The organism is Nonomuraea sp. NBC_00507 (assembly GCF_036013525.1).
GTDB lineage: Bacteria > Actinomycetota > Actinomycetes > Streptosporangiales > Streptosporangiaceae > Nonomuraea.
In genome coordinates, this window is record NZ_CP107853.1 from 9,472,279 (window position 1) to 9,488,741 (window position 16,463).

General features: G+C 71.0%; 21 protein-coding genes. 4 read left to right on the forward strand and 17 right to left on the reverse strand.

Annotated elements, in window-relative coordinates:
• Positions 1 to 149 precede the first annotated feature (149 nt).
• From OHA25_RS45650 to OHA25_RS45675, 6 genes are all read right to left on the reverse strand, one after another.
• A complete protein-coding gene (locus tag OHA25_RS45650; RefSeq protein WP_305922029.1) occupies positions 150 to 581 on the reverse strand; it encodes a DUF2752 domain-containing protein in 432 nt (143 codons plus the stop codon).
• Between the two features lie 48 nt (positions 582 to 629).
• Entirely contained in the window at positions 630 to 1,151 is a 522-nt protein-coding gene (locus OHA25_RS45655) for a CD225/dispanin family protein (protein ID WP_327583118.1), read from the reverse strand.
• Positions 1,152 to 1,305: 154 nt separating this feature from the next.
• Complete coding sequence (locus tag OHA25_RS45660) at positions 1,306 to 1,923, reverse strand: DUF4190 domain-containing protein (protein ID WP_327583119.1); 618 nt, start codon at positions 1,921 to 1,923, stop codon at positions 1,306 to 1,308.
• Positions 1,924 to 2,039: 116 nt separating this feature from the next.
• Entirely contained in the window at positions 2,040 to 2,618 is a 579-nt protein-coding gene (locus OHA25_RS45665; RefSeq protein ID WP_327583120.1) for a Trp biosynthesis-associated membrane protein, read from the reverse strand.
• A 9-nt stretch (positions 2,619 to 2,627) separates the two neighbouring features.
• Complete coding sequence (gene hisI, locus OHA25_RS45670; RefSeq protein ID WP_305922025.1) at positions 2,628 to 2,984, reverse strand: phosphoribosyl-AMP cyclohydrolase; 357 nt, start codon at positions 2,982 to 2,984, stop codon at positions 2,628 to 2,630.
• A gap of 48 nt (positions 2,985 to 3,032) precedes the next feature.
• Positions 3,033 to 3,374: an STAS domain-containing protein gene (locus OHA25_RS45675; RefSeq protein ID WP_305922024.1), complete on the reverse strand. Its 342-nt coding sequence runs from the start codon at positions 3,372 to 3,374 to the stop codon at positions 3,033 to 3,035.
• A 266-nt stretch (positions 3,375 to 3,640) separates the two neighbouring features.
• Between OHA25_RS45675 and OHA25_RS45680 the strand changes: the two genes are divergently transcribed.
• Positions 3,641 to 4,030: an ATP-binding protein gene (locus tag OHA25_RS45680; protein WP_327583121.1), complete on the forward strand. Its 390-nt coding sequence runs from the start codon at positions 3,641 to 3,643 to the stop codon at positions 4,028 to 4,030.
• 3 nt (positions 4,031 to 4,033) lie between these two features.
• Here OHA25_RS45680 and OHA25_RS45685 read toward each other — a convergent pair whose 3' ends face one another.
• A complete protein-coding gene (locus OHA25_RS45685) occupies positions 4,034 to 5,815 on the reverse strand; it encodes an ABC transporter ATP-binding protein (RefSeq protein ID WP_327583122.1) in 1,782 nt (593 codons plus the stop codon).
• Positions 5,812 to 7,641 carry an ABC transporter ATP-binding protein gene (locus OHA25_RS45690; protein WP_327591141.1) on the reverse strand — a complete coding sequence of 610 codons (1,830 nt, stop codon included), beginning with the start codon at positions 7,639 to 7,641 and terminating at the stop codon, positions 5,812 to 5,814. Before OHA25_RS45690 ends, OHA25_RS45685 begins: the two co-directional genes overlap by 4 nt.
• Positions 7,642 to 7,757: 116 nt before the next feature.
• On the opposite strand from OHA25_RS45690, the gene OHA25_RS45695 reads away from it, so the two are divergent.
• The 3 genes from OHA25_RS45695 (at position 7,758) to OHA25_RS45705 (ending at position 10,155) form a co-directional block, all read left to right on the forward strand.
• Positions 7,758 to 8,387 (forward strand): TIGR03085 family metal-binding protein, encoded by a 630-nt coding sequence (locus OHA25_RS45695; RefSeq protein ID WP_327583123.1) that lies wholly within the window; start codon positions 7,758 to 7,760, stop codon positions 8,385 to 8,387.
• A 184-nt stretch (positions 8,388 to 8,571) separates the two neighbouring features.
• On the forward strand, positions 8,572 to 8,733 hold the full coding sequence (locus tag OHA25_RS45700; protein WP_305922020.1) for a hypothetical protein: 162 nt from the start codon (positions 8,572 to 8,574) through the stop codon (positions 8,731 to 8,733).
• A 60-nt stretch (positions 8,734 to 8,793) separates the two neighbouring features.
• The gene (locus tag OHA25_RS45705) at positions 8,794 to 10,155 is read left to right on the forward strand and encodes a glutamine synthetase family protein (protein WP_327583124.1); all 1,362 of its coding nucleotides are present in this window, start codon (positions 8,794 to 8,796) and stop codon (positions 10,153 to 10,155) included.
• Positions 10,156 to 10,338: 183 nt separating this feature from the next.
• On the opposite strand, the gene hisF is transcribed toward OHA25_RS45705, so the two are convergent.
• From hisF to hisD, 9 genes are read right to left on the reverse strand one after another with little or no spacing between them, the layout of a single operon-like run.
• On the reverse strand, positions 10,339 to 11,100 hold the full coding sequence (hisF, locus tag OHA25_RS45710; RefSeq protein WP_327583125.1) for an imidazole glycerol phosphate synthase subunit HisF: 762 nt from the start codon (positions 11,098 to 11,100) through the stop codon (positions 10,339 to 10,341).
• Positions 11,097 to 11,507, reverse strand: a complete 411-nt coding sequence (locus OHA25_RS45715) for a Rid family hydrolase (RefSeq protein ID WP_327583126.1) — start codon at positions 11,505 to 11,507, stop codon at positions 11,097 to 11,099. Before OHA25_RS45715 ends, hisF begins: the two co-directional genes overlap by 4 nt.
• Positions 11,508 to 11,527: 20 nt before the next feature.
• Entirely contained in the window at positions 11,528 to 12,253 is a 726-nt protein-coding gene (gene priA / locus OHA25_RS45720; RefSeq protein WP_327583127.1) for a bifunctional 1-(5-phosphoribosyl)-5-((5-phosphoribosylamino)methylideneamino)imidazole-4-carboxamide isomerase/phosphoribosylanthranilate isomerase PriA, read from the reverse strand.
• On the reverse strand, positions 12,254 to 12,583 hold the full coding sequence (locus OHA25_RS45725) for a hypothetical protein (protein ID WP_327583128.1): 330 nt from the start codon (positions 12,581 to 12,583) through the stop codon (positions 12,254 to 12,256). It abuts the gene before it with no gap.
• 39 nt (positions 12,584 to 12,622) lie between these two features.
• Positions 12,623 to 13,264 carry an imidazole glycerol phosphate synthase subunit HisH gene (gene hisH / locus OHA25_RS45730; protein WP_327583129.1) on the reverse strand — a complete coding sequence of 214 codons (642 nt, stop codon included), beginning with the start codon at positions 13,262 to 13,264 and terminating at the stop codon, positions 12,623 to 12,625.
• Positions 13,258 to 13,413, reverse strand: coding sequence for a hypothetical protein (locus tag OHA25_RS45735; RefSeq protein ID WP_327583130.1), 156 nt, complete (start codon positions 13,411 to 13,413; stop codon positions 13,258 to 13,260). Before OHA25_RS45735 ends, hisH begins: the two co-directional genes overlap by 7 nt.
• Positions 13,410 to 14,003, reverse strand: coding sequence for an imidazoleglycerol-phosphate dehydratase HisB (hisB, locus tag OHA25_RS45740; protein WP_305922012.1), 594 nt, complete (start codon positions 14,001 to 14,003; stop codon positions 13,410 to 13,412). The genes OHA25_RS45735 and hisB overlap by 4 nt, the downstream gene beginning before the upstream one ends.
• Before the next feature lie 59 nt (positions 14,004 to 14,062).
• Complete coding sequence (locus OHA25_RS45745) at positions 14,063 to 15,163, reverse strand: histidinol-phosphate transaminase (RefSeq protein ID WP_442942236.1); 1,101 nt, start codon at positions 15,161 to 15,163, stop codon at positions 14,063 to 14,065.
• Positions 15,133 to 16,452: a histidinol dehydrogenase gene (gene hisD, locus OHA25_RS45750; RefSeq protein WP_327583132.1), complete on the reverse strand. Its 1,320-nt coding sequence runs from the start codon at positions 16,450 to 16,452 to the stop codon at positions 15,133 to 15,135. Before hisD ends, OHA25_RS45745 begins: the two co-directional genes overlap by 31 nt.
• Between the last annotated feature and the right edge of the window lie 11 nt (positions 16,453 to 16,463).

Here is a 16,463-nt window from a genome sequence, read left to right on the forward strand (position 1 = left end):
CTGGGGTCCCTCCGGTCGACTGTGGGGGTGGCTGAGAGCGCGAAGGGAGCGGAGCTCCCGAGCTGATAGGACATCGCGTCGCGTCCGCTCTCCGCCTGTCCTGCGATGGTATCGGCCTCTGTGGGGTCGCCTCACCACAGGGGGCAGGACTAGGGGGCGAGGAACGCCCCGAACGGCAGGTTACGGACAACCCAGTAGACCATGACGACCCCAAGGAAGGCCCACAGCCACGCCGGATGGGCCAGCGTCGTGCGCCTGGGCCTGCCCTGCCAGGCGCGCACCACCCACCTGCCCCACCAGAACAGCAGGAACGGGATCATCACCACCGCGAGCGGGTTGAGCCCGAGCGCCGCCACGGGGTCGAGGTGGGCCAGGGCGTGAATGGTGCGCAGCGTGCCGCAGCCCGGGCAGTAGAGGCCGGTCAGCCACAGGAAGGGGCAGGTCGGGTAGTGGCCGGGCTCGTTGGGGTCGACCGCGCCCACGAACGCGAACACGGCGCCCGCCCCGGCCGCAACACCGAGCGGCGCCAGCAGGCCCTTGAGCCGGTCGGTGCCGTGCCGCTCGGTTGTTGCGATGCCCATGGTTTCAGTATCCGCCTTCCCTGGATGCCGATCGTCCCGTACCGGGGCCTAGTACGAGCCGGACGGCATGCTCGCGGCGGCGATGACGAACACCACGACATAGAAGATGATGATCAGCACCCACCAGATGGCGCCGGCGATCAGGCTCCACTTCCACCACTTCTTGGCCTCCTCGGAGGCCTGCACGGATCCCTGGTAGTCGCCGGCCTGCCACTTCGAGTTGACCTGCGACGACTTGACGATCGACACGATGCCGAGCGGCAGACAGCAGAACAGCGTGGTGAGGATGGCAGGGACCAGGTGGTTGTCCGGCGGCTGCTGCCCGCCGTAGCCGCCACCACCGCTGGGCGGCTGCTGGCCGTACCCGCCGCCGTAGCCGCCGCCACTCGGGGGCTGCTGGCCGTAGCCGCCGCCGTAACCGCCACCGCTGGGCGGCTGCTGGCCGTAGCCACCGCCACCGCTGGGCGGCTGCTGGCCGTAGCCGCCACCACCGCTGGGGGGCTGCTGGCCGTAGCCGCCGCCGGGCGGCTGCGAGCCGTAGCCGCCATCGCCCTGGTTACCGTAGGTCATCCTATGACTCCTCAATTCGTCATCTTTGTGGCGAGTGCGCGGCAGCCTAGCGAGAAACCATCTCCTACGTGGAGCAACATCCAATTTGCGGACAATTCGTAATCGGACCGCAAGCAGCCCGTCACGGTCCGGCTACGCAAGTGACCGTTACTCGTCAGTAGCCGGCAGAGGATGAGGCGGCTGCGCTGAGGCCGAGCAGGGACAGCCACAGGCCGCCGAAAATGAGCCAGCACAGGGCCCACAACACGACCGTGATGTAGGACGTCACCAGGCCCGCCACCGCCATCCCCTGGCCCTCCTCGCCCGTGCGCTTGATCTTGTTGAGCGCGATATGGCCGAGGATCACACCGGGGAGACTGGTCAATCCACAGAAAATCAGGCCGATGATGCCCAGGACGAGCGAGGCCACCGCCATGCCGTTGGTCGACCTGGGCTGCTGCGGCGGGCCATAGGGGTTGTAGCCGTAGCCCCCGGGCTGCTGGCCGAACCCGCCACTGGGCGGCATCTGGCCGTAGCCGAGCGGCTCCTGCGGATAGCTGGGCGGCTGCTGCCCATATCCGCCGTAACCACCACCGCTCGTGGGCTGCTGCCCATAGCCGCCGCCGCTCGAGGGCTGCTGACCGTACCCGCCGCCGTATCCGCCGCTGCTCGGCGGCTGCTGGCCGTAGCCGCCCCCGCCATAGCCCCCGCCGCCGGGCGGCTGCTGGCCGTATCCTCCGCCGGGCGGCTGCGCGCCATAACCGCCGTTTCCGCCCTGATCCCCGTAGCTCATGCGCCTGGCTCCTAGTGTTCGTGGCGAATTGCAACGGCAGCTTATTGAGGAACGACGGCCAGGCCGGCCGAGGTTTCAGAACAGTGGATAGTTCGTAACATTGGGCCTTGCGGCGGCTAACGGGTGGGGTCGTCTCCCCGGTCGAGAGCATCCCAGAGCGCCTTGTCGTCGTGCGCCGGCGCGGCGGAGCTCACGCCGCTCTGGCCCGCGCGGGCTCCGCCGCGCTCGTAACGGGCGGACATGCCCGCCCACCTGCCGCCGCGCGCGATCGCGACGACTCCCCCGGCGATCATCAGGGCCGCTCCGGCGCCCGCCACGACGGGCCAGAGCGGGGCGATCTCCCAGGGCAGGTGCCCGAGCGAGGAGCGCAGCGTGTTGTGCTCGTGGACCCAGCCGGTCACGGTGGCGCCGTCGAGCGCCGTCCACGTGCCCCAGGCCGCGCCGGCGCCGCAGAGGGCCAGCAGCACGCCGACGGCGCGGCGGCCCACGCCCTTGGTCGCCAGCACGGCCACCACGCCGGCCAGCCCGGCCAGCGCCACGGGTGTCAGGACGGGGCCGAGGTCGCCGCCGGTGGGGGCCGTCGCCGCCGGGTGGGCGACCCGCGCCCACTCCCGACCGGCGGCCAGCAGCACCAGCAGGCAACCCAGGACGGTCAGCGCCAGCCAGGCCCACAGCTCCCTGCGGTTGGAATCCATGGAAGGCGCCTAGCCGATCGCGGTCTCGAGCTGGTCGGCGTCGAAGCAGGTGCGCTCGCCCGTGTGGCAGGCGGCGCCGACCTGATCGACCTTGACGAGCACGGTGTCGCCGTCGCAGTCGAGGGCCACCGACTTGACGTGCTGGACGTGCCCGGAGGTGTCTCCCTTCACCCAGAACTCGCCGCGGCTGCGCGACCAGTAGGTGGCCCTGCCGGTGGTGAGCGTCCGATGCAGCGCCTCGTCGTTCATCCAGGCCAGCATGAGCACCTCGCCGGTGTCGTATTGCTGGGCGATGGCGGCGACGAGGCCGTCGGCGTTGCGCTTCAACCGGGCGGCGATCTTGGGGTCGAGGGACATGGCATCCATTCAACCAGCCCCTCCAACCGGCCCCTTCAACCGGCGCCGCCTCGTGCCTCAGGCCAGGGCCTGGGAGAGAGTGTCGTAGATCGGGAAGAGGGGGGCCAGGTTGGTCCTGCGTAGCCGCCGCAGCACCTGGCCGTCCGGCGCGACCAGCGCCATGCTGCCGTCGCGCGCGCGCAGGTCGGCCAGCTGGCGCACGAGGACCCCGAGCCCCGTCGTGTCGATGAACGTCAGCGCGGTCAGATCCACCACCAGCCGGGGTCCGTGGGTCTCCACCGCCTCGTCGAGGCACCGCCGGACCCGGGACGCGTTGTCGACGTCCACCTCTCCCGCCAGGCTGACCACCACGAGCTCGCCATGTCGGCGTCGCGTCATCTCCAGCACATCCACACTCATGCTCCTCATGCCCCCTGCCCACGCCGGGCGCTCCTGCTCGTGGGCGGCCCCGGCCGAAAAGGTACACCGATCAGCGTCACATCACGGTGGGTTTTGCAGAGAATGCACTACGTGATGGCGTGGCGAGGGGTATTTTCTTCGGCGAGGCGTGCTACGGGGAGGTGCCGCCATGCACGTCGCGGCGTCCGTCCGCGACCCGGATCCGGGTGGTCACGTCCGCCTGCCGTTCGCCGGGCGGGCGAGGTGCGGGTCACCTGTGCAAGCCGATGTGTAGGCAGGTGTGGTGCGCGAGCATCGCGCGCGGGCGGGTCACGTTCTTGCGCAGGGCGGTCGCGGAGCACGCCGCCTCCGAGGGGATGACGGGGCGGCGTCTGGAGGACTTCGTGCTGGTCGCCAACGAGATCACCACCAACGCGGTGGTGCACGGCGGCGGGCACGGGCGGCTGCGGCTGTGGGCGTACGGCGGGCGGCTGTGGTGCGAGGTGAGCGACGAGGGGCCGGGGTTGCCGCCGGGATGGCTGGGCGACATGCGCCCGCCCGCGTGGTTCGAGGGCCGCGGGCGGGGATTGTGGCTGACGCGGATGTTGTGCGATCACATCACGATCGTGTCGGGGCCCCAGGGGACGACCGTGACGTTCGCCGCCGTCTGCGAGTGATCGTCACGAGTGGGCGGCGGAGATCCAGGAGGCGTGCAGGTCGGCGTACACGCCCGGCTCGTTCACCAGCTCGGCGTGCGCGCCGCGCTGCACCAGGCGGCCCGCGTCGAACACCAGCACCTCGTCGGCGTTCTCGGCCGTGGACAGGCGGTGGGCGATCGAGATGGCGGTACGGCCGCGGGTCACGCCTTCGAGCGCCCGGGCCAGCCGTACCTCCGTGGCCGGGTCCACCGCCGAGGTGGCCTCGTCCAGCAGGAGCAGGTCGGGGTCGGCGAGGTAGGCGCGGGCCAGGGCGACGAGCTGGCGCTCGCCCGCCGACATCGACTCGCCCCGCTGGCCGACGGGCGTGTCCAGGCCGGTCGGCAGACCCTCGAGCCAGTCCGCCAGGCCCAGCTCGGTCAGCGCGAGCTCGATCTCCGCGCGGGTGGCCTCCGGCCTGCCGTAGCGGATGTTCTCCTCGAGCGTCCCGTCGAACAGGAACCCGTCCTGCGGCACCATGACGATGCGCTCGCGCAGCGAGGAGAAGCGCACGTCGCGCAGGTCGTGGCCGTCGATCGTGACCCGTCCCGAGGCCGGGTCCATCAACCGCGTCAGGAGCTTGGCGAACGTGGTCTTGCCCGAGCCTGTCTCCCCCACCACCGCGATGCGGGAGCGGGGCGGGATCTGGAGCGTGACCTCGCGCAGCACGGGCGGGCCTGCGGGGTAGGAGAAGTGCACCTCCTCGAAGGCGACGGAGATGGGGCCGCGCGGCAGCTCCACGCCATCCTCACCGGGGTCGGCCACGTCGGCCGGCGTGTCCAGCACGCCGAGGATGCGCCGCCAGCCGGCGACGGCGTTCTGGGCCTCGTTGAGGACCTCGGTGGCGGTCTGCAGCGGCGACACGAACAGCGTGACCAGGAACAGGAACGCCACCAGCTCGCCCTGCGTGATGTCGCCCGACAGGCCCAGCCGCACACCGAGCAGCACGATGCCGGCGATCGCGACGGCGGCCACGATCTCGGTCAGCGGGAACACGAAACCGACGATGGTCTGCGCCCTGACCTGGGCGGACCTGTTGGCGTTCACGGCCTTGCCGATCCGCTCGGCGGTACGCCGCTCCGACGCGTAGGCCCGGATGACCGCGGCGCCGACGACGGACTCGCTGACCGCGGCGAGCATGTCGCCGGTGCGCTCGCGCACCACCGTGTACGCCCGCGACAGCAGCCGCTGGAAGCGCGGCAGGGCGATCATCAGCGGGATGAAGCAGGCCCAGACCACGAGCGTCAGCTGCCAGGAGTAGACGAACATCAGCACGGTCGCCACCAGCAGCTGCCCGAACGCCACGATGATCATCAGCCCGCCCCATTGCATGAAGGTGCTGATCTGATCGATGTCGTTGGTGACGCGTGAGACCAGGGCACCGCGGCGCTCGGTGTTCTGGGTGAGCACCGACAGGTCGTGCACGTGCCTGAAGCCGCGGACGCGCAGGGTCGCCAGGGACGATTCGGTGGCCTTGTAGAGGCGCACGTTCATGACGTATCCGGCGAGCGCCGTGAGCACGACGGCCGCCGCGCACACGAGGACGGCCGCGGTGATGTACGAGATGTCCGGGGCGCCGCCCTTGATCCCCGTGTCGATCGTCTGCTGGACCGCGATCGGCACGATGATCTTGCCGACGGTCGCGATGACGGCCAGCATCATCGTGCCCGCGAGCCCCTTGCGGAACTCGGGCGTCAGCGACAGGCCCGTGCGGATGGTGGCCAGTGCCGAGCGGCCGGAGTCGCGCTGGATGCTCTGCGTCGTCATGCGCTGACTCCCTCTTCCTCTCCCGCCAGCACGTCTTCCTCTCCCTTGAGGACCGTTTCGTCTTCGGTCTGGATGTCGATGGCGGCGCGCTCGGCTTCCTCGCGCTCGTAGGCGGTCACCAGGTTGCGGTAGCCCGCGCAGCGGGCCAGCAGCTCCTCGTGCGGTCCGCGGTCCACGACCCGGCCGTGGTCGAGGTAGACGACCTCGTCGGCCAGCGCGATCGTGGCCAGGCGGTAGGCGACGACCACGACGGTGGACGCCTCGGCGGCGTCCCGGAGCCCGTATAGGATCCTGGCCTCGACCTGCGGGTCGACGCTGGAGGTCGCGTCGTCGAGCACGAGCAGGCGGGGCCGGCGCACGATCGCGCGGGCCAGGGCCAGGCGCTGACGCTGTCCGCCGGACAGGGTCGCGCCGCGCTCGCCGACGCGGGTGCCGAGGCCGTCGGGCAGCCTGGCGACGAAGCCGTCGGCCTGGGCCAGGCGCAGCGCGGACCACACGTCCTCGTCGGCGCTCTCCAGGCCGAGCGCCACGTTGCCGCGCACGGTGTCGTCGAACAGGAACGTCTGCTGCGGCACCAGCGCCACCGACGCGGCGACCCCGCCGTACGCCAGCTCTCGCAGGTCGACGCCGTCGAGCACGACCTGTCCCGTGTCGGGATCGACCAGCCGCACGAGCAGCTGCACCAGCGTGGACTTACCCGATCCGGTGGGCCCGACGAGGGCGACGGTCCGGCCGGCCGGCACGTCGAAGGTGACGTCGTGCAGCACTTCCGCCTCGCCGTAGCGGTAGGACACGCCCCGCACCTCCAGCTCGGCGGGCGCCGGGGAGGTCGTGGCGGCATCTCCGTACGCCATGGAGCCGGTCGCCTCCAGAACGGCCTGCACCCGCTCCCAGCCGACGACGCTGCGCGGCAGCTCCGCCAGCACCCAGCCGAGCGCCCTGATCGGGAAGGCCAGCAGCGTGAACAGATAGGCGACCTGGATCAGGTCGCCGGCGACGATGGACCCCCCGGACAGGCGCAGCGCGCCCACGGCGAGCACCGCCAGCACGCCGATCGTGGGCAGCGCCTCGAGCATCGGGTCGAACAGCCCGCGCACCCGGCCGACGGCGATGTTGGCATCGCGCAGCTCGTGGGCGCGGCGCTGGAATCGCTCGGTCTCCAGGTCCTCCCTGCCGAGGGTCTTGACGACGAGCGCGCCGTCGAAGCTCTCGTGCGCGATCTCGCTGACCTCGGCGCGCAGTTGCTGCGCGCGGGTCGCGAGCGGGCTCAGCTTGCGCTGGTAGACGAGGTTGAGCACGGCGATGGCCGGGAAGATGAGGAAGCCGACGAGCGCGAGCACGAGGTCGGTGAAGAGCATCGCGATCGCCGCCGTGACCAGCATGACGACCACGCCGACGGCCATCGGCAGCGGCGCGAGCGGCGCCCAGGCCGCCTCGGCGTCGGCGCTGGCGTTGGACAGCAGCTGCCCGGTGGGGTGCCGGTGGTGCCAGGACAGCGGCAGCCGCAGATACTGCTGGGTGACGTCCCTGCGCGACCTGGCCTGCATGCGATATTGCATGATCCCGGCCAGGATGCGGCGGCCCGCCACACCGAACGCCTTGAGCAGCGCCGTGCCGATGATGAGGAACACCCCGGTCCACAGCGCCCCTGTGGCCACCCGGCCCTCGGCGAACGAGGGCAGCAGCACGTGCTGCGTGGCCCAGCCGAGCGCCCAGGCCGAGGCCACGGTCATGCCGCCATAGACGGCGCTGGCCAGCACGGCCAGCGTGAAGACCGCCTTCTCGGTGCGAACGGCCACCCCAAGGACCCGTAGTCCTTGGCGCATCACGGCCGAGGTGACCTTGCTCGCCACTCGGTAGGCTCCCCTTCAGCTGACGTCTGTACGCAAGTCACTACATCACCTCTGATCAACCAGTTATTCCCACGGGTAGGGTTGACCACGTGACTCACGCTCGTAGCGAACGCGCCGCGCTCTGCGACCTGCTCGACCGGCTCGGGCCGGACGCGCCGACGCTCTGCACGGGCTGGACCACCTACGACCTGGCCGCCCACCTGGTGCTGCGCGAGCGCCGGCCCGACGCGGCGGGCGGGATCGCGCTCAAGCCCCTGGCCGGCTACACCGCCTCGGTCCAGGACGGGCTCAAGGCCAAACACCCCTACCCCGAGCTGGTCGCCATGGTGCGCAAGCCGGGCGGCGTCTACGGCATGCTGCCGTTCCTCGACGAGGCCGTCAACGCACTGGAGTTCTTCGTGCACCACGAAGACGTGCGCCGCGCGCAGCCGTCCTGGGAGCCGCGCGAGCTGCCCGCCGACCTCGACCGGCTCATCTGGAAGCGGGTGGCGAGCGGCGCCAGGCTGATGCTGCGCAAGTCGCCCGTGGGCGTGGTCCTGCACCGCCTCGGCGGCGGCGTCGCGCTCGGCGGCCCCCGCCAGGGCCCTCGGGTGGAGGTGACCGGGACGGCCTCCGAGCTGCTGATGTTCTGCTTCGGCCGCCAGGAGCACGCCCGCGTGGAGCTCACCGGCGAGCCCCACGCCGTCTCCCTGCTGCGCGCGGCCTCCCTGGGCATGTAGCCCCCTGCTCCGGCTCGCCCATCGCGGAAACCCGGCGCGGCAAGTGCTCGCGCATCAAGTCAAGCCTTTACCATGACAGAGGAAAAGAAGCCCCCGGTTAGGATCATGAACATCTTCACAGAGGATGCCGGTGATCGCCCAGATCCGGGTATATACGGCTGGGAATGGACTGCAGGAGGCCCCTATGCAGGTCAAGAAGGTGATCACGTACGCGGCTGTCGCGTTCGTGATCTTCTACCTGTTCACCCAGCCGGACCAAGCCGCCGACGCGGTCAGAGGTGTGTTCGACGGAATCGTCCAAGGAGCCAATCAGTTGGCGACATTCTTTACCAGGGTTCTGGCCTAACGAGGGTCCTGCCTGAGGCAGACGCTTCCCCGCGCTGCCAGATCGTGCTACGCAGGCAGGATGAGAGATCGCCCTAGCGGCAGCAAGATCAATCAGCTTGATCCGAACGTCCGGCGCATCCTCGAGCGCGCCGAGCTCGAGGGCATCGAGCTGATTCGTTTTCTGTACGCCGACCACGGTGGCGTCATTCGTGGTAAAGCGGCTTCCCGATCACGGTTGGCCGAACGGCTCAACACCGGCATCGGGCACACGGTGGCCATGATGGCGATGAACATGCTCGACCAGCTCCAGGACGTCGAGCAGATGGGTCCGGTGGGCGAGGTCCGCATCGTCCCCGACCCCGCCACGTACGTCCCTTTGCCCCACGCACCCGGCGCGGCGGCGATGTTGTCGGATCTGCGGCGGCCGGACGGCTCGCCGTGGGAGGCGTGCGCGCGGACATTTCTCAAGGACGCGATCGCCGAGCTGGCCACGGAGGGTTACACGCTCCAGGCGGCGTTCGAGCCGGAGTTCACCCTGGGCCGCCGCCTGCCCGACCCGACAGGCGGCCCGGACCGGCTGGTGCCGATTGACGACTCGCTCTGCTATGCCAATGCCGGGTTCGACACGGCGCACGACTACACCGTCAAACTCATCCACGCCCTGGAGACACAGGGCCTGCGCGTCGAGCACTACCACCCGGAGCTGGGGCCCGGCCAGCAGGAGCTGTCGATCAGGCACGCGCCCGCGTTGCGCGCCGCCGACAACCACGTCCTGTTCAGGGAGACCGTGCGCGGCGTGGCCCTGCGGATGCAGCTGTGGGCCACGCTGGCCCCCAAACCGCTGGCCGACCAGGCCGGCAACGGCGCCCACCTGCACCTGTCGCTCTGGAACGACACCCGCAACGTCTTCGCCGCCGACGGAGAGGTGCGTGACGGCTTCATCGGCGGCCTGCTCGCCCACCTGCCCGCCCTGACCGCGCTGACGTGCGGCAGCGTCAACAGCTTCCGCCGCCTGGCGCCCCGCATGTGGTCCAGCGCGTACGCGGTGTACGGGCTCGACAACCGGGAGGCCGCCGTACGCGTGTGCTCGCCGATCGGTGAGACCGGTGAGCCGAACCTGGAGCTGAAGCCGTCGGACTCCTCCGCCAACCCGTACCTGTCGCTGGGGGCCGTGATCCACGCCGGCCTGGACGGGATCCGGCGCAAGCTCGACCCGGGGGCGCCCGTGGACGTGGACCCCGACACGCGGCCCGGCCGATACCCGCGCCTGCCGACGTCGCTGGACGAGGCGCTGGACGCGCTGGAGGCCGACGAACTGCTCATGGAGGCGCTCGGGCCGCTGCGGCGCAGCGCGTACCTGGCCGTCAAGCGGTCGGAGGCGGCCGCGTTCGGCGCGAAGGACGCCTCCTATGAGCTGTTCAACCACCTGCGGGTGTTCTGAACGCCGCCACGCACGCCACCTCGCCGGCACAGCCCGGCCCCGCCCGCCGTGCCGGCTCAGGCCGATCCGGCCGGGACCGGCCCACGCCACCACAGCCGCACCGGCCGGACCCGGCAGTCGCAGCACCTGCGGCGGCCGCAGGACCCGGGCACAGTGGCCGCGGCCGGTGGGCCTGGTCGGGGGTCAGCGGACCGGGTGGCCCGCCAGGCGCAGGGTGTTCTTGACCTCGGAGATCTTGAGCGTGCCGAAGTGGAAGACGCTGGCCGCCAGGACGGCGTCCGCGCCCGCCTCCACCGCCGGCGGAAAGTGCTCCAGACGCCCGGCCCCGCCGCTGGCGATCACCGGAACCCGCACGGCCGCCCGGACCGCCCGCAGCATCTCCAGGTCGTAGCCGTCGAGCGTGCCGTCACCGTCCATCGAGTTGAGCAGGATCTCTCCCACCCCCAGCTCCTCGCCGCGCGCCGCCCACTCCACCGCGTCGATGCCGGTGCCGCGCCGCCCGCCGTGCGTGGTCACCTCGAAGCCGCTCGGTGTGCCCGGCGCACGCCGGGCGTCCACGGACAACACGACGCACTGGGCGCCGAAGCGCCGGGACGCCTCGGTGAGCAGCTCCGGCCGGGCGATGGCGGCCGTGTTGAGCGACACCTTGTCGGCGCCGGCCCGCAGCAACCGGTTGACGTCCTCGACCGACCGCACCCCGCCACCGACGGTGAGCGGGATGAACACCTGCTCGGCGGTCCTGCGTACGACGTCGAGCATGGTCTCGCGCTCGCCGGACGAGGCGGTGATGTCGAGGAAGGTCAGCTCGTCGGCGCCCTCCTCGTCGTAGCGCCTGGCCAGCTCTACGGGGTCGCCCGCGTCGCGCAGGTTCTCGAAGTTGACGCCCTTGACCACACGGCCGGCGTCCACGTCGAGACAGGGAATGACTCTTACCGCTACGGTCATGCTCGCAATGCCTCGATTTCGATCTCGACCAGCATTCTCGGGTCGACCAGACCGGCCACCCGTACGCCCGTGCAGGCGGGCCGCACCTCGCCGAACACCTCGGCGATGGCCTGCCCGACGAGGTCGAAGTGACGTTGCTCGACCACGTAGTAACGGACCATGACGACGTCCTCGCGGGTCAGCCCGCCCGCCAGGACGGCCGTCAGGGCGATGTCGATCGCGGTCAGGCTCTGGTGGTAGGCGTCGCCGACGTGGCGCACCTCGCCGTCGACCGTGGCCGTGCAGCCGGAGACGATCACCCGCTCTCCGACGACCACGGCGCGCGCGTAGCCGTACTTCTCCTCCCAGATGCCACCCGAGAACACCCTCGGCCCGATGCTGTGCATGCTGACGCTACCGACGCTCATTCCGCCCCCTCCCGGCGAAGTCACCCGCGCACCGCGGCAAGCGCGTTTTCCAATGTGAACGCGTGAGCGTAAAGGGCACTGCCCACGATGGCGCCTTCCAGTCCGTCAGGGACGAGAGAAGCGAGTGCGACCAGGTCATCCAGGCTGGAGACGCCGCCGCTGGCGATCACCGGCCTGTCGGTACGGGAGCAGATCCGGCGGTAGAGATCCAGATTGGGGCCCTGGAGCATGCCGTCCTTGGTCACGTCGGTGACGACGTAACGAGGGCAGCCGTCGGCCTCCAGCCGGTCGAGCACCTCCCACAGGTCGCCTCCCTCCTCGGTCCAGCCGCGGGCGGCCAGCGTCGTGCCGCGCACGTCGAGACCGACCGCGATCTTGTCGCCATGCTCGGCAATGGCCTTCCGGCACCAGTCGGGGTTCTCCAACGCGGCGGTGCCGATGTTGACCCGGCGGCAGCCGGTGGCCAGGGCGGCGGCCAGCGAGTCGTCGTCGCGGATGCCACCGGACAGCTCCACGTTGACGTCCAGCCTGCCGATCACGTCGGCGATCAGCTCCCGGTTGCTCCCCCGGCCGAACGCGGCGTCCAGATCCACCATATGGATCCACTCGGCGCCCGCCTCCTGCCAGGCCAGCGCAGCGGCGAACGGCTCGCCGTAGCCCTTCTCGGTCCCGGCCACGCCCTGGACCAGTTGAACAGCCTGGCCGTCGATGATGTCCACGGCGGGCAGCAATACGAGCGACGACATTCAGATCCTCCGGTCGAAGGCAAGAGTCACGACAACAGGTACGAGCAGCACGGACAGGACGAGGACGGCGAAGCTGGCGAAGAACGACCCCCACAGCAGCCAGGTGATCACCTGGACGAGCAGGAACCCGAGCGCCACCAGGGCGTTCTGGGCCCGGTGGCGGCGCGCCAGCAGGCCTCCCTGGCGGGAGAGGCGCACCGGGCGCGGCGTGAGCCTGGCGATAAGGGTGCGGCGGCGGGCCAGGCGCGCCTGGCGCTCCTCGTTGGCCCGCATCGCCCGGGCCCGCTCGGCCTCGCGCTCGGCCCGGCGGCGCGCCCGCTCCTTGCTCACCGCGCCAGCTCCCTCACCCGAGCCGGGAACGCCCGGCCCTCACTCAACGGTGCCCAGCCAGTTGCTCAGCAGGGCGGCGCCGGCGTCGCCGGACTTCTCCGGGTGGAACTGGGTGGCCATGAGCGGGCCGTTCTCCACGGCCGCCACGAACGGCACGCCGTGCTCGGCCCACGTCACGATCGGCTCCGCGAACCCGTCGCCGGTGCGCAGCTCCCACTCGCGCACGCCGTAGGAGTGCACGAAGTAGAAGCGGGTGGCGGCGTCCAGGCCGGCGAACAGGACGCTGCCGGCCGGAGCCTTGACGGTGTTCCACCCCATGTGGGGCAGCACGGGCGCGTCGAGCCGTTCGACGGTGCCCGGCCATTCGCCGCAGCCCTCGGTCTCCACGCCGTGCTCGACGCCCCTGGCGAACAGGATCTGCATGCCGACGCAGATGCCCAGCACAGGGCGCCCGCCGGACAGACGCCTGCCGATGATCTGCTCGCCGCGGACGCTCTTGAGCCCGCTCATGCACGCCTCGAACGCGCCCACGCCGGGCACGACCAGCCCGTCGGCGTTCAGTGCGGCCTCGAAGTCGGGCGTCACGGTCACCTCGGCGCCGACCCTGGCCAGCGCCCGCTCCGCGGAACGCAGATTGCCCGACCCGTAGTCCAGGACGACGATGTTCTTCTTCGTCACCACCACAGCACCCCCGCCGTGATCGCCATCGCCGCGCCGAGCGCGCAGACGACGGCACCGATTTTGAGTCCCTGCTTGGCCAGGGAGAACACGCCGCCGATCAGGAACAACCCGATGAACACCATCACGCCGGCGATGAGGTTGTCCGTCATAGGACGCCCTTGGTGCTCGGCACCCCGCTCGCGCGCGGGTCGAGCTCGGACGCCTCGCGCAGCGCCCTGGCCAGGGCCTTGAACTGGGCCTCCACGATGTGGTGCGCGTTGCGCCCGTAAGGGACGTGCACGTGCAGGCAGATCGCGGCCTGGGCGACGAGCGACTCCAGGATGTGGCGCGTCATCGTCGTGTCGTAGTCGGGGCCGATCATCGGCGCCATGCCCTCGGGCTCGGTGTGCACCAGGTAGGGCCGCCCGGACAGGTCGACGGTGACCTGGGCGAGCGACTCGTCCAACGGGCACGACGCGCTACCGAACCTCCTGATGCCCGACTTGTCGCCCAGCGCCTCGCGGAACGCCGCGCCCAGCGCGAGCGCGGTGTCCTCGATCGTGTGGTGGGAGTCGATGTGCAGGTCGCCCTCGGTCTTGACGGTCAGGTCGAACAGCCCGTGCTTGCCGAGCTGGGCCAGCATGTGGTCGAAGAACCCGACCCCGGTCGCCACCTCGACCCGGCCGGTGCCGTCGAGACCGACCTCCACCAGGACCGAGGTCTCCTTCGTAACGCGCTCGACGCGGCCTACGCGGTTCACAGGCCCTCCTTCGTCGGTCCTGTGAACCGCAGAAGCGCCGTGTTCATTGGTTCGCTCGCTCACAGCAGGACCCCTTCCAGGGCGGCGCGGAAGGCCGCCATCTCCTCGCCGGTGCCGATCGTGACACGCAGCCATTCGGGCGGGCCCACCTCGCGGATGAGCACACCGCGCTCCAGCAGCCCCTCCCACACCGTGCGCCGGTCGGGGAAGCGCCCGAACAACACGAAGTTGGCATCCGAGTCGGCCACGGCCAGGCCCTTCGACCGCAGCCAGGTCACCGTCTCGTCGCGCTCGCGCCGCAGCGCGTCCACCGTGCCGAGCAGCTCCGCGCGGTGCCGCAGCGCCACCCGCGCCGCCGTCTGGGTGAGGGTCGACAGATGGTACGGCAGCCGCACCAGCAGCAGCGCCTCCACCACCGCCGGGTGCGCGGCCAGGTAACCCAGCCGCGTGCCCGCCATGGCGAACGCCTTGGACATCGTCCTGGTGACGATCAGCCTCGGGTGGGCGGGCAGCAGCGTGAGCGCCGACGGCGTGCCCTCGCGGGCGAACTCGGCGTAGGCCTCGTCGACCACGACCATGCCGGGCGCGGCGGCCAGCACCGCCTCGATCGTCTCGATCGGCTGGGCGGTGCCGGTCGGATTGTTGGGCGAGGCCAGGAAGACGATGTCCGGCCGGTGCTCCTCGATCGCCGCGACGGCCTTGCCGGGGTCGAGCGAGAAGTCCTCCTCGCGGCTGGCCTTGATCCACTCGGTGTTGGTGCCGCCGGTGATGATCGGGTGCATCGAGTAGGACGGCTCGAACCCGATGGCGGTGCGGCCGTGGCCGCCGAACGCCTGCAGGATCTGCTGGAGCACCTCGTTGGAGCCGTTGGCCGCCCACACCTGCTCGGTGCTCAGCCCATGCCCGAGGTAATCGGCCAGGTCGGCGCGCAGGGCGGTGGCGTCCCTGTCGGGGTAGCGGTTGAGCTCGCCCGCCTGGGCCCGGACCGCCTCGGCCAGGTCGTCGACCAGCTCCGGGGAGGGCGGGTAGGGGTTTTCGTTGGTGTTGAGCCGGACCGGGACGTCGATCTGGGGCGCGCCGTACGGCGTCTTACCCCTCAGGTCGTCGCGGATCGGCAGATCGTCCAGGTTCACTCGGGGGTCTCCGTGGGCACTCGCCAGTCGAAACGGGCGCGGATCGCGGCGCCGTGTGCGGGCAGGTCTTCGGCGTCGGCCAGGACCGACACGTGGGCGGCGGCGCCGGCGAGCGCCTCGCGGGTGTAGTCGACCACGTGGATGCCGCGCAGGAACGACTGCACCGACAGGCCGCTGGAGTGGCAGGCGCAGCCGCCCGTCGGCAGCACGTGGTTGGAGCCGGCGAGGTAGTCGCCGAGCGAGACGGGCGCGTACGTGCCGACGAAGATCGCGCCGGCGTTGCGGACCCGCGCGGCGACCGCGGCGGCGTCGGCGGTGTGGATCTCCAGGTGCTCGGCGGCGTAGGCGTCCACCACCTTGAGTCCGTCGTCGAGCGAGCCGACCAGCACGATGCCGGACTGCCGGCCGCCCAGGGCCTCGGCGATGCGCGCGGAGTGCTTGGTCGCCGAGACCTGTCCCGGCAGCTCCTTCTCCACGGCGTCGGCCAGCTCGGGGCTGGTGGTGACCAGCACGGCGGCGGCGATCGTGTCGTGCTCGGCCTGGCTGATCAGGTCGGCGGCCACGTGGACCGGGTCGGCCGTCTCATCGGCCAGGATCGCGATCTCGGTCGGCCCCGCCTCGGAGTCGATGCCGATGCGGCCCTTGAGCAGCCGCTTGGCCGCCGCCACCCAGATGTTGCCGGGCCCGGTGACCATGGTGGCCGGCGGGCACTCCTCGGTGCCGTAGGCGAACATGGCCACCGCCTGCGCCCCGCCGACGTTGTAGACCTCATCCACGCCGAGCAGCGCGCACGCGGCCAGGATCGTGGGGTGCGGCAGCCCGCCGAACTCCTTCTGCGCAGGGCTGGTCACGGCCAGCGACTCGACGCCGGCCTCCTGGGCCGGCACGACGTTCATGACCACGCTGGACGGATAGACCGCGCGGCCGCCGGGGACATAGAGGCCAACGCGGTCGACCGGCACCCACCGCTCGGTCACGGTGCCGCCGGGCACGACCTGGGTGGTGACGTCGGCGCGCCGCTGGTCGCGGTGGACCAGCCGGGTCCGCCTGATCGACTCCTCCAGCGCCGCCCGCACCTTGGGGTCGAGCTCGCGCAGCGCCCGCTCGATCTCCTCGGCGGGCACGCGGGTGGTGGCGATCTCCACGCCGTCGAACCTGCCGGTCAGCTCCCGTACGGCCGCCACGCCGCGATGGCGCACGTCGTCGCAGATGGGCCGCACCTTCTCCAGGGCGGCCTCGACGTCGAGCTCGGCGCGTGGCAACACGTCGCGCAGGTTGTCCGGCAGGGAACCGCGCATGTCAATACGGGAAATCACCCCCACAGTCT